Genomic DNA, 12,392 nt, shown 5'->3' with positions numbered 1-12,392 from the left:
CAATGATTGCGAGTGATTCAAGGACGCCCCGCGACTGCGTTGCAGCGGCTGCCGTCGGAATACGCCCGCCAGAAAATCAGTAACTGCGATGGTATGAATGCAAAAGTCGCTCTGCTTTGCCACGACAGCCATTGCAAATGGTCTGGGCAAGACACGATCGGCAATCGAGCCTGCTTTCGACGGAAAGCGGGCCAACACAGGTCGCGCATCCGGGCGGCGCGCGCCGAAGCGGTGCGCGAGGCCGCTAGGCTTTCCCCTATTGGTGCAGGACGGGGTCCGCGAAAGAGAATCGAGCGGCGCGCCTCGTGTCACGACGTTCGGCATGGATCTTGCTTTGTTATGACCGTAGTCCCGCCCGCTAAAAGGACGCCTTCAGTGGAATTCAATTTCTCTACGGCCACGGTCGACGATAGCCAGCGCTTTGACTATTGGCAGGATTCGATCTGCGCGCATTTCGCGCCCGCGCAAAGCAAGGCGCTCAAGGCCAGCGACTTCCACGGTCATGTGCGCGGTCAATCGCTCGGCAATCTGCTGGTCGGTCATTACACCGCGAGCCCACACTCGTGGCATCGAACAGCCCAGGACGTGCGCCGTCGACCGGACGAAGACATCATCGCGTTCTACGTCGAATCCGGATCGGTGAAGATGTCGCAATCCGGCCGGTATCTGGAGCTCGGCTGCGGGCAGATCGCGCTTTACGACGCTTCGCAACCGTTCGATCATGAGGTGGCCGTCGAATCGCTCTTTCTGATGCGGATGCCACGCTCGATTATCCTCGGCCGATTTCCCGAGATCGAACGGCTGATCAACGCGACAATCACCAGCAGCCCGTCGATCAGCGGACTGCTCGGCAGTTTCATGAAAGAAGCGCTGCTGTTTCCGGCGCAAGCGCCCGAGCTCGCCAAGCGTCGGCTCGGCGGCGCATTCGTTGACGCGCTCACCGCAGTCCTCGAGGTTCATCACTCGACGCTGTCCGAACGCTGGTCGAAGAAGCACGCGGCGCTGCGCGCGAACACTCTGCGCTTCATCGACGACAACCTCGAGGACGACAGCCTTTCGGTCGGCGCGATGGCCCGCTGTCTGAACGTGTCGGAACGCACGCTTGCACGCGCGTTCGCCGCCGTGGGATCAACCCCGACCCAAGCATTATGGCGAGCGCGCATTCAGAAGAGTTTCGACCTGCTGCAAAGCGGCAGTGTATCGAATGTCACGCAAGCCGCCTATCAGTGCGGCTTCAGCGACCTGTCGCATTTCTGCCGCTTCTTCAAGAGGACGTTCGACGTTACGCCGAGAGCCGTTCTCGCTCGTCAGCTCCAGTAAGCAAGTCTTGCCAGGCGCCGAACAGCCCGTCCGTGGGCCTCCAGCGCCCGTGCCTGTATGCCTGTGCATTTTTGCAGAAACCATCTGCACGCCCGGGAAATTGCGCATGCCACCGGCTGGCAGCAACATTAAGTCCAGTGCACCTTGCGCCACCGCGATGCAAAGTCAAATCACGCACCGGTGCGTATGCATCAATCAAATAATCAAGCCGGAGACACGCATGACTGCGTATTTCGGCGAACGTGACCGCCGATTTCGGGAACGTGACCGATTCGGCAAGGTCGGGCGTTGCGCGGTGTCGATTGTAGATTTCCTTGCTAGTTCTGGTCGAGTTCTGGTTCGAGCACGCTTGGTTTCGGAGGTGGTTTTCTAAGAGATTCGCCCGTCAGTTTGATGCGGTGATGTCGCTGCATAAGGCGATCGAGCATTGCGTCGGCGATCGTCTCGTCGCCTATCCAGCCATGCCAGTGTTCGATTGGTAGCTGGCTGGTCACGATCGTGGCTTTACCGGCAGAGCGGTCATCAATCATCTCGAGCAAATCGTTTCGGACCATCGCGTCGAGCGGAGCCATTCCCCAATCGTCCAACAGAAGAACATCAACGCGAGCGACCTGCAGCAGCCATTTGGTGAAGCCGCCATTGCCGTGGAGGACGCGCAGTTCCTCGCCGAGGCGCGGCACACGTAGGTACAACGCGGAATGCCCGCGTCGGCAGGCATACTGCGCGAGGGCGCAAGCGAGCCATGATTTACCTGCGCCGGTTGGGCCGCTAATGAGCAGGCTGTATCCAGATTCGACCCAGTCGCCGAGAGCCAGGCTTGTGAGCGATCGCGGGTCCACGCCTCGACCAGCGCGGGTGTCGAGATCTTCGATGGCGGCCTGCGGATACTTCAGGCGCGCTTGCTTGAGCAGTCGAGTGCGGCGACGATCATCGCGCCAACTTGCATCCCGGTCGACCAGCAACGACAGGCGTTCCTCGAAGCTCAGAGCCGCAGTGCCGGGCTGCGTCAGCTGCTCTTCCAATCCGTCAGCGAACCCATCCAACTTCAGGGTGCGTAGTTGCGTCAAGGTTTGGTGCATCATCATGGCGGGTTCTCTTTACTGGTAGTAGCTGGGGCCACGGACATGCGCGTGACTCGGACTGACCCATTCGACAGGCGTGGTCGCTGCCGCGCGGTCGCGGTTGTTGATGAGGATGTCGCGCACGTGGCGGTAACGATGTACACCCAATTCAAGCGCCAACGCGCACGCCGCTTCGAGACGGTCGCGACCATAGCGACGTGAGAGCGAGAGCAAGCCAAGGCACGCCCGATAGCCGTGCTCGGGATGGCGCTGTTCCTGCAGAAGTCGCGCGACGAGCGCACCGGTGGCGCCGCCGATCTGCTGACCCCAGTGGATAAGCCGCTGTGGAGTCCATTCGAGATGGGCGCGATGTGCTGCCGGCATGTGCTCGACGGCGGTGGTGTAGCCTCCTACGCGATCATTGCGAGCATGGCTGGCCACACGGCGACCGCGATGCAACAACTCGACAGCGCCCGCAGTGATGCGCGCATCGAGCTACCTTCGGCTTATCCTGCGGGCGATAAACGCGTGCAGGCAGAAATGAGGTGCCGTAGTGACGCGCGAAGTCCAGCACGGTGTCGCCGGCGCGAGGCTCATAGCGATCGGGATCGGCGATCATCGCGCGCGGGTTGTCCGGCACGATCAGTTGGGGAACGCCGCCGTAGAAGGTCAGCGCGCGGGCGATACCACTCAGCCAGTCCTCCATCGTCTCGGCCGGCGTGGCGCATGCGAATGTATAGCTCGATGCGCCCATGGCGGCCACGAAGATGTGCGCGCGGCGCCCTGTGGTCAACGGCAACGTGGGACCGGCAAAGTCGACGAATAGCTTCTCGCCAGCACGGTGGATTTGCCGCATGGAGCGCTTCAGCCGTTTCGCGAACGCCTTATAGTGCTCGCAGAACTGCGTGTAACGGTAAGTCTTCCGATTCGCGAACTCCGCCTGATATTCCTCCCACAACAACGTCAGCGTCACGCCCTTGCGGCGCAGCTCTTGATGAATGCGACCGTAGTCGGGCTGGGCATAGGCCGCGGGTCCGGTGGGCTTGCCAAGAAGCCGTCGCTCAAGCTCGCCTTCGTCCATATCACAGGCGATCGCCCAATCCAGCCCGGCGGCACCCGCCAGTCCGACGTACTTCGTGACCACGCCCTTGGAAATGCCCAGCGACGCGGCGATTCGATCATGCGAGAAACGTAAGCGACTCGGCACGACCGTATCTCAGTGCTGAATATTTCGACGCATGATGGGCGCGTTCAGCTTGACGAGGACAGTCAGCCATGTCGAACGCAGCGGGCCGTACCCATCCCCATCGCACGTATGCGCAAGAATTTAAGCAGCAGGTGATCCGGGAGACATTGGAACCCGGCATGTCGGTGTCGATCGTTGCGCGACGGCACGACATCAACGCCAATGTGGTGTTCGCATGGCGCAAACAATACCGTGAAGGCAAGCTGGTCATTCCTGCACTCGAAGCTGCGCCGAGCGTGCCCAGCACGAAGCTGCTGAGCGTCGACGTGATCGACTCGGCATTGGTACTGCGGCCGCCTGAGTCGTCAATGGCCTCGCAAGCGACGAGCGGCGTACCGATGCCGGCGCCCGTGTGCGAAATCGAGGTGGAGATCGGCAAACGGTGTGTGAGGATTCGCGGTCTGTCTGCCGAGCGCGCTGAAGCGTTCCTGCAGGAATGCCTGAAGTGATCGGGCTGCCGGCAGGTACGCGCGTCTGGCTCGTGGCCGGCGTGACAGATATGCGCTGCGGCTTCCAGGGGCTGGCCGCGAAAGTGCAGACCGCTCTTGAAGAAAATCCGCTGGGTGGCAACGTATTCATCTTCCGCGGCCGCCGCGGCGATCTCGTGAAGCTGCTTTGGGCGACCGACGATGGGCTCTGGCTGCTCGCAAAACGATTGGAGCGAGGCAGGTTTATCTGGCCTCAGGCCGACGGTGGAAAAATCCATCTGACGAGCGCACAGCTGTCGATGCTCCTCGAAGGCATCGACTGGCGACGCCCGCAACGCACCGCTGCTCTGTCGATGTTGTTAACCACATCGAAGGCTCGTAAACTGCGACGCATGTCCCAATCTGCGCCGCTTCCCACCACCGTCGCGGAGCTCCAGGCTCTGGTGCTCGAGCAGCGGGCGTCGATCGAGAACATGGTGCGGGAGCTCGCCGCACGGGACGACCAAATCGAACGCCTGAAGGCGCAGATCGACAAGCTCAGGCGGATGTACTTCGGGAGCAAGTCCGAGAAACTGGCCCGGCAGATCGATAAACTCGAGGCGCAGCTGGAAGACCTGACGGCCGGTCAGGGCGCTGCCGAGACGCGCGGGCGCCGAGACAAGACGTCGACGGCGCCGCCCGGTCGAGCGCCCACGCGAGAGCCGCTGCCGCCGCACTTGCCACGCGATGAAATCGAACTTACACCGAATCCGGCTTGCCCCAAGTGTGCGACAACGATGCAGCGACTCGGCGAGGATGTTTCCGAGCAGCTCGCGCGCGTAGCGGCTGCGTTCAAAGTAATCCGCACGATCCGTCACAAGCTGTGCTGTCCTGACTGCGGCCACATCGAACAGCCCGCGATGCCCAGCCTGCCCATCGAGCACAGCATCGCGCATCCGAGCCTGCTGGCCGACATTGCGGTATCGAAGTTCGCCGATCACCAACCGCTGTACCGCCAATCGGAGATTGCGGCACGCGACGGCGTGACGTTGGATCGCGCCAGTATGGGCCGCTGGATCGGACAGATCGCCGAGCTCTGCGGACCGCTTGTTGAAGCAATCCAGCGCTACGCGCTGGTCCCCGGCAAGGTACACGTTGACGACACGCCGGTTGCGGTGCTCGCGCCAGGCAACGGAAAGACGGTGACCGGTCGCTTCTGGGTCTACGTGCGTGACGATCACCGCTCGGGCTCGACTGAGCCGGCTGCGGTATGGTTCGACTTCTCCTCGAATCGCAAAGGCGTCCATCCTCAGACCCGACTCGCCGCATTCCGCGGCATCCTGCAGGCCGATGCATACGCCGGTTTCGATCAACTTTATGCGAGCGGCGAGATCCACGAAGCGGCATGCTGGGATCACGCGAGGAGGTACATTTACGATGTTCACGCGCGCACACCGACTTCAGATACCCAGCAACTGCTCGAGATGATCGGCGAGCTCTACAGCATCGAAGCCGACATCCGCGGCAAGGCGCCTGACGAGCGTCTGCGCTTCAGGCAGGAAAAGAGCAAGCCGTTGCTCGCGAAGCTCGAAGCGACGATCAGGGTGAAACTCGCGACGCTATCGACGAAGTCCGCGCTCGCAAAAGCAATCAACTACTCGCTGAACCACTGGGCGGCGCTGGTGTTCTACTGCGAGGACGGTCGAGTCGAGATCAGCAACGTGCTTGCCGAGAACGCGCTGCGCTGTGTCGCGCTCGGACGGAAGAACTATTTGTTCGTCGGCTCCGACAGCGGGGGCGAGCGAGCCGCCGCGATGTATAGCTTGATCGGGTCGGCAAAGCTCAACGGGATCAACCCGCGCGCCTATCTGGAGTACGTCCTGACCCATATCGCTGATCACAAGATCTCACGCATCGACGAATTGCTGCCTTGGAACGTGGCCGACAAACTGAAGCCGGCCACTCCGCCTACACCCTTAACCGGGTAGATCTGGATAGATTTGCGTGGATCGTGTCCACGATTGCCGATCATGGGCGCGATCCCCCGTGATCTATACGAATTCCACCACGACAGCACCATCATGCCTCACGCGCGCGCGAATCAGGAACTGGCCCAGCCGAGTCGCTTACCCTGAAGCGGCTGTAGAACGCGCCGATGCTGCCCTTGTTCGGCCCGCTCACGAAACGCAGTGACAGGTCCGCCGACACGGCCTTCCTTCTGCGCATCCGGATTACCGATCAGGTACTGACCGGTTGCGTCGTGCGGTCCGTTGGCGAAGAGTTCGTAGAGCGCCGGCGCGCGCTCCGTATAAGCGACGTTGCCCGCCACCGACCACACGGGCGTCAGCTTGTACAGCGCCCCGAGCGAGGCGCTGACCGCGTTGAAGTCGCGATCGGCAGCGCCCGCGAACTTGTCGTTGCCCGCTGCGGTGGGCTCCTGCTTGACGTGTTCGTAGCGTGCGCCCGCGCTCAGCTTGAGCGCATCGGTGACGTTCCACTCCTCCAGCCCGAACAGCGCCAGGTTGGTCGTCTGCGTGGTCGGCACGAGCGCCTCGTCGCCGAGCGCCGAGAACGTGTTCTGGCTGATCTGCACGCCGATCGCGCCTTCCAGCGGACCGATCTTGCGGTGCCGCGCCTCCAGCCGCGCTTCATAGCCGTGATTGCGGAACGTCGTGCTCGTCTCGCCGTCGTCGATTTCCCTGTGCTCGTAGTCCGTGTAGCCGAAATCGAATTTCAGTTGCGAGAACGGCCCTTGCAGATTGCGTATTTCGGACGCCAACGCCACATGGTCCTGATGCATGCGCAGTCGAACATCATCTTCCGCGACGGAGCCATAGTTCGCTTCATAGCCGTTGTACGGCAAGCCCGCGTAACCGTCGGCCCATGTGTACGACGTGCCGACCGCGCCCCCGTGCCAGCGCCCATCGCTGTTCGGGATGCTGCCGTAGGCCTCGTCGGCGTCGGGGCCGTCGAGCGCGCGCTGGCGGTCCGAATGCGCGAAGCCGGGAATGCGCTCCTTGCTGGTATCCCGGTCGAAGGCGTCGACGTGAAAGGCGAAACGCCCGTTACCGAGAAACCGCCGTCGAACTTAAGTCGTAAAACGTCCTTGATCATGCGCATGTTCATCCGATGCGCGGGCATGCTCTCTCCGGCAAAAGCCGGCGAGCATAGCTCGCGTGGTTGATGTCATGCGCAACGCCATTCCTGTCGTCCGGTCCGCTCGGTCACGTTCCCGAAACGGCCGGTCACGTTGCCGAAAACGCCGGTCACGATCCCGAAACAGCCGGTCACCTTCGTCCGAAATACGCAATGACTATTGACGTCGTATTCGTCGGCCTCGGCAATATGGGCCTGCCGATGGCAAAGAATCTCGCACGCGCTGGGCTGTCGGTCGCCGGGTTCGACCTGCAAACCGATCGCGTCGGCGAACTAGCGCAGTGCGGAGGGGTGGACGGACGCAGTCTTGATGAGGCGGTAGCGCATGCACGTTTCGTCATTACGATGTTGCCCGGCTCGAAGCAGGTGTCAGCGCTGCTCGACGGCGACCATGCGCTTTTCTCGAAGGCGCGGACGTCGACTGTGTTCATCGACTGTTCGACGATCTCGGCGGTTCACGCACGACAGCTCGGACAGGCCGCAAAGCGCTACGGCGTCGAGTTCGTGGATGCTCCGGTGTCTGGCGGCGCGCACGGCGCGGCGGCCGCGACGCTGACCTTCATGGCCGGCGCTAGCGCGTCGGCCTTCGAAGCGGTCAAGCCGCTTTTTTCAAAGACTGTAGCGAATGGAGTTTCATCTTCGACTTTAGGCTTTGCCGACTATTTGCGCTGTCGCGGGAAGTCACGGTTTGAACTCCGATCCGTGCCCAGTGCTCAGCCACTGATTTGATACATCGGTCGGACCAAGCACGGGGTTACTTTCGGGGTTGTTGCTCGAGTGCCGGTCCATCGAGTCCCGAAGGAGTAGTGGCCGCCGACCGGCACGTTGAGTGCCCAGAGGCTTCGCCGTGTCAGCCGATGATAGACAGCACCCAACTCGTTAAATGCGGCCCAACGAGAACCATCGCGATTCCGGAAAATACCATGGTCAGGCTAGCGACAACACCCTCTTCCGTCCCGCGTTCTCGTGCCCGCGCTGTTCCAAACCCATGGGCTGAGACACCGAACGAGGCGCCGTGCGCGACGGTCGAGCGGAGTTTCAGAACCGCGAGGACGATGTCACCAGCAATCATCCCAATCAGACCTGTGATGACCGTGAACAGAGAAACCAACTCTACAGACCCACCTGTGTCCGTCACAACTTCAACCGCAAATGGCGTAGAAACGGACCGCGCCATCAAGCTGAGTGAAACCTCTCTGTCGAAATCAAACAGCCTTGCGAGAAACGCTGCGCTGAATAACGCCACAGCCATGCCAACGAAGATACCCAGCGACAGTGCAAGCCAATGGCGTTTCGCAACGTCTCGATGGTTGTAAATCGGAACAGCGAAAGCGACTGTTGCTGGTCCTAACAGCCAAGTCAGCCATCGCGTGTCTCCGATGTATTGCGCGTAGTGGATATGAAAGGCCAGCAACGGCAACAGGATAGCGAGCGGCGCTACGATAGCGGGCGAGAGAAACACGACTTTTCGGCGTTGGTATACCCACTTCGACACGCCGTAAGCCACCAGCGTCCATGCGAAGCAGAGAATAGATATCCAGGACATGTCAGCCTCGCTTCGACGTTGCCGCTTCTTGCGAGATGAATTTCCCAGTAAGGCGCCCTACTAAGAAGACGGTTGCTGCAGTTGCCATCATGACCAGTACTGTACCCGCAGAAATCGAAATTAAGAGTTGCAGCCCGAACTCTCGAAACAGATGCGCGTACTTGGTCAGTGCCACAACACTCGGGATGAAGAACAAGACCAGCTCCCCCAATATCCAAGCTGCCCCAGTTTCCACATGCTTCGATTTGATAGAGCCAGTGAGTAGCAGCCCGAGCACGCAGAACAATCCGAGCACTCCGCCGGAAACAGGGAGGTCGAAACGCGTCACGACCTCTGACGCTGCTAGAAACACGAAAACGAAGATAGCTGCTTGATAAACTCGCTTCGCTAAGCGGCAAAAAGGAGCTGCTGAAAATGCCCACTTGACGGGCGGCAATCGCATCGATGACATGACTAAGCTAACGTAGGGTTTCCCCTATGTTAGCCGCGTTGCTAGTGAAGCGTTGTGGGTTTCGTGTTCAACGATTGTGCAGAATCCGCCTAACCTTGCTTAACGAGGTCGACTGGTTCGGCGAGTTGGAAGCGATTGAGCCGCTATTGGACGGCGTGCCAAGACGAAGCCCGTCAACGCGAGGAAGCTCGCTCGCCTCTTACGCTTCAAGCCGTTCGAGATACTCCTGCGGCAGGCTCATCACAACCTTGACGCCATATTCCGCGTCTGCCCACAATTCGCTAGCTTCGAACTCCACATGGAAGGTCGGGACGTATCCAGAGGGTAGACCGTTACCGACTGCGTCCGGATAGTGGATGTCGCGGTCGCGTTCTATGACCACTCCGGTCTTCCCGCGCACATAAGCCGGCATGCGAACATGACCCGGAACGAAGATATTGCGCGCACGGACGCGGTCGCCTAGTTGCAGCAGTTCCGTAGGTGGTGGTGGAGCCGCCCTCCCAGGTCCCATCGGACGCCCCATCGGCCAACGTCCGCCCGCTCTCGTTTCCAGCTCGCTATGCGAAAGGACGCCTGTTTCTACATAAAGGGTAGCCAAACCTGTGAGCGAGCGCTCGTAGTAGTTCTCCGAGAGATACTGGAGTGGAACAATCCTTTCGACCGCATGCCGATATTGGTCGACGTTGAATTTTTTAAGTTTTCCCGCGCCGAGCGACAAGAGAGCCTTCGGCACGATTTCCCAATCGGCATGGTCGTGGGCTTCCTTCGAGACCGGCCCGAAGCCCTGCATGCCACCAAGGTCGTGAATACCGTCCATATATGCCTCTGCCTGACAAAATCAATATAGTTGTATTGCGCCTCAACGCGCAACGGTAGGATTCGCAACTCCAATCATGCAGTCTTGCGTGACGATTGCTGCCAGTTCATTTTCGCTCCATCCTTCCGTGCCCTCTGGGCGGACCGGAATCACGAAATATCTCGAGTCGGCAGTCGTGTCCCACATCCGAATGCTGACCGACTTAGATAGTTCGAGCCCCAGTTCCGAAAGAACCCGCCTTGACTCGCGCACCGCACGAGCCCGGTACTCTGGGTCTTTGTACCAGTCAGGCGGGAAGCCGAGCACTGCCCACGCAGTGCACGAGCATTGGGTGCAGACCACCACGTTCTGCTCTGTCGGCGTGTTGAAAAGCGCTTTGATACGAGTTTGCTGCGGCGGACCAACGTAGCCCATCTCTGCGAGGGTCGCAGTAGCATCCTCATCGAGGCGAGCCCGGAATTCCGAGTCGAGCCAAGCTTTCGCCACGGCCTTCGCCCCGTTGTCTGACGTCCATTTCTGTGAAGCGTGCGCGGCGTATTCCGGGACAAACTCGTCCGAGAGCAGGCCTTTATCCTTCAGCGCGCCGACGATAGCTTCAGCGCGCTTCTCAGCAGAAGCTAAGGGGCGAGCATCTTGATTTGCATTGTGGGTCATGGTTGACACCTCCCTAATGATTGTGTTCATCCGGCTATCTCTGAAGGTTCTTGGCTTGCTGCCTCTCGACCGTCAGCCTCCGCAGAAGGTCGCAGTTCGACGCTCCGAAAAAGCACGAAGCCCTTCTTCGAAATCGACGCTTTCGCAAGCCTGCTTTCGGAGCTCTGCAATTCGCTCCATCGCGCTGACCGGCACAGGCACTGCGTCCTCAAGAATTCGTAGCTGTTCTTTCACTGCACGAATGGCAAGCGGAGCTTTAGCAGCAATCGTGCGAGCGTAATCAAGAGCGGCATCGTTCAGATGTCCCTTGTCCACTACGTGGTTGACGACACCATGCTGTACCGCTTGCTCGATTCCAAGTGGCTTTGCGCAGAAGAACATCTCCTTCAAGACATGCACCGGAAGATTGTTGAAAAAGCGAAGCAAGCCACTTGTTGAGTATGGCAATCCGATATTCGACGGTGTGATGGAAAACTGCGCGTTACGCTCGGCGATTACCAAGTCGCAGCTCATCACAAGGTCAACCGCTCCGCCCCATACCGAACCCGAGACTGCTGCGATGACAACGCCCGGGTAAGCCCTGACGGCGCGGAGCGCGACCTCGAGAGGCTTTCCATACGCGAGCGGGTCCCGGTCCTCTTGCAATTCTTTAAGGTCGTGCCCGGAACTCCATACCTTATCGCCCGAGGGATTTCTCACGATGACAACGGGAGCGTTCGGTGCGCTGGCGAGCAGCGTTAAATGCTCCGCGAACTGCGCAAGGATTTCCGTGTCGAGTGCGTGTCGAGCGGATGGATTAGAGAAGTCCAAGCACACGACCCTGTCTGCAAGGGTGGTGACGTGGACCTTTTCTCTTTCCACTGCGCCGTTGTATGTTTCCATTGAGTTGCTCGTCACTTCTCGTCTCCAGTGTTCTCGTGCTGTCTCGTCGCGCATGTTTCCGAGCTTCGCGCTGCTCAGTCACATCGAGGTTGCGCCGCCGTCCGCGTCAATTACTGTTCCGTTGACGTAGGCCGACCGGCTCGATGAGAGGAAAACAACGAGCGAAGCGATTTCATTGGGCGTTGCGGGGCGTCCGAATGGCATGTTTGAGAGCATTTCGCGCCATCTCTCTTCGTCCCCAAATCGCTCAGCGGCTCGGGACCTATAGAGCGTCACCAAACGGTCTGTCTCGGTCGGGCCAGGATTGACGCCAAGAACACGAACGCCGTGCCGGGAAGCATGCGCGCCGGTTGCCTTTGTGAAAGCAACCAACGCTGCGTTTGCAGTCGAGCCAGCGACGTAGTCATAGCGAGGGGCTACGCCTGCGATACCTATGACGTTGACGATTGCTCCAGACCCACGCTCACACATTGCCGGCAAAGCCGCACGTGTCAGATTGACGTACCCGTATAGCTTGAGGTCCCATGCGGCTCGCCATGCCTCGTCGGAGACCGACTCAAGGCCGCCACCTGGAATTGCACCTGCGTTGTTGACAAGAATGTCCGCGCTTGCCACCTGTTCGAGCAGTGCTTCAGGCAACGCGTGAGCTGACAAGTCTGCGCAGAGCCCTTTGACAACAGCTTCTGGCGTCTTCCTGAGTGTCTCCACGGCCGATGCGACGCGATTTTCGTCCGAGGCGACCATAGTAACGTCGCATCCTTCTTCAACGAACAGACGGCAGCATTCCAGGCCGATTCCACGCGACCCACCAGTGATAACTACACGCTTTCCTTCGAGATTCAGTTTCATGAC

11 protein-coding genes and 3 pseudogenes are annotated in these 12,392 nt (G+C 60.0%); 5 read left to right on the top strand and 9 right to left on the bottom strand.

Translation table 11 applies throughout. The annotated features are described in order from the left end of the window. The first annotated feature begins 375 nt into the window (after window positions 1-375). Window positions 376-1,320, top strand: coding sequence for a helix-turn-helix domain-containing protein (locus P9292_RS32870; protein WP_309963180.1), 945 nt, complete (start codon window positions 376-378; stop codon window positions 1,318-1,320). A 317-nt stretch (window positions 1,321-1,637) separates the two neighbouring features. On the opposite strand, the gene istB is transcribed toward P9292_RS32870, so the two are convergent. Beyond that, window positions 1,638-2,405 (bottom strand): IS21-like element helper ATPase IstB, encoded by a 768-nt coding sequence (istB, locus tag P9292_RS32865; protein WP_309963178.1) that lies wholly within the window; start codon window positions 2,403-2,405, stop codon window positions 1,638-1,640. 12 nt (window positions 2,406-2,417) lie between these two features. Beyond that, a pseudogene (gene istA, locus P9292_RS32860) lies at window positions 2,418-3,588 on the bottom strand (IS21 family transposase). 68 nt (window positions 3,589-3,656) lie between these two features. Between istA and tnpA the strand changes: the two are divergent. The 3 genes and pseudogenes from tnpA to tnpC all read left to right on the top strand — a co-directional run bounded on the left by tnpA (window position 3,657) and on the right by tnpC (window position 6,022). Beyond that, window positions 3,657-4,076: an IS66-like element accessory protein TnpA gene (gene tnpA, locus P9292_RS32855; protein ID WP_309963176.1), complete on the top strand. Its 420-nt coding sequence runs from the start codon at window positions 3,657-3,659 to the stop codon at window positions 4,074-4,076. Further along, window positions 4,064-4,378 (top strand): annotated as a pseudogene (gene tnpB / locus P9292_RS32850) (IS66 family insertion sequence element accessory protein TnpB); the annotation flags it as partial. The gene tnpA and the pseudogene tnpB, both read left to right, overlap by 13 nt. Before the next feature lie 69 nt (window positions 4,379-4,447). Further along, entirely contained in the window at window positions 4,448-6,022 is a 1,575-nt protein-coding gene (gene tnpC / locus P9292_RS32845) for an IS66 family transposase (protein WP_309964258.1), read from the top strand. 142 nt (window positions 6,023-6,164) lie between these two features. On the opposite strand, the pseudogene P9292_RS32840 reads toward tnpC, so the two are convergent. Beyond that, window positions 6,165-7,104 (bottom strand): annotated as a pseudogene (locus P9292_RS32840) (TonB-dependent receptor domain-containing protein); the annotation flags it as partial. Window positions 7,105-7,343: 239 nt separating this feature from the next. On the opposite strand from P9292_RS32840, the gene P9292_RS32835 reads away from it, so the two are divergent. Then, window positions 7,344-7,919, top strand: coding sequence for an NAD(P)-binding domain-containing protein (locus P9292_RS32835; protein WP_309963174.1), 576 nt, complete (start codon window positions 7,344-7,346; stop codon window positions 7,917-7,919). Window positions 7,920-8,040: 121 nt separating this feature from the next. Here the strand turns inward: P9292_RS32835 and P9292_RS32830 are convergent, their stop codons facing one another. The 6 genes from P9292_RS32830 to P9292_RS32805 all read right to left on the bottom strand — a co-directional run bounded on the left by P9292_RS32830 (window position 8,041) and on the right by P9292_RS32805 (window position 12,389). Continuing rightward, window positions 8,041-8,736 carry an LrgB family protein gene (locus P9292_RS32830; protein ID WP_309963172.1) on the bottom strand — a complete coding sequence of 232 codons (696 nt, stop codon included), beginning with the start codon at window positions 8,734-8,736 and terminating at the stop codon, window positions 8,041-8,043. Between the two features lies 1 nt (window position 8,737). Continuing rightward, window positions 8,738-9,187: a CidA/LrgA family protein gene (locus P9292_RS32825; protein WP_309963170.1), complete on the bottom strand. Its 450-nt coding sequence runs from the start codon at window positions 9,185-9,187 to the stop codon at window positions 8,738-8,740. Between the two features lie 199 nt (window positions 9,188-9,386). Beyond that, the gene (locus P9292_RS32820; protein WP_309963168.1) at window positions 9,387-10,004 is read right to left on the bottom strand and encodes an SH3-like domain-containing protein; all 618 of its coding nucleotides are present in this window, start codon (window positions 10,002-10,004) and stop codon (window positions 9,387-9,389) included. A 42-nt stretch (window positions 10,005-10,046) separates the two neighbouring features. Next, window positions 10,047-10,658, bottom strand: a complete 612-nt coding sequence (locus P9292_RS32815) for a nitrile hydratase subunit alpha (protein ID WP_309963166.1) — start codon at window positions 10,656-10,658, stop codon at window positions 10,047-10,049. Between the two features lie 72 nt (window positions 10,659-10,730). After that, complete coding sequence (gene scpB, locus P9292_RS32810; RefSeq protein WP_309963164.1) at window positions 10,731-11,540, bottom strand: methylmalonyl-CoA decarboxylase; 810 nt, start codon at window positions 11,538-11,540, stop codon at window positions 10,731-10,733. A gap of 78 nt (window positions 11,541-11,618) precedes the next feature. Further along, on the bottom strand, window positions 11,619-12,389 hold the full coding sequence (locus tag P9292_RS32805) for a short-chain dehydrogenase/reductase (RefSeq protein WP_309963162.1): 771 nt from the start codon (window positions 12,387-12,389) through the stop codon (window positions 11,619-11,621). Window positions 12,390-12,392 lie beyond the last annotated feature (3 nt).

The organism is Caballeronia sp. LZ001 (assembly GCF_031450875.1).
In the GTDB taxonomy this organism is placed as follows: domain Bacteria; phylum Pseudomonadota; class Gammaproteobacteria; order Burkholderiales; family Burkholderiaceae; genus Caballeronia.
The sequence above is the reverse complement of the archived record's forward strand: the minus strand, read 5'-3'. Positions and strand labels throughout refer to the sequence as shown.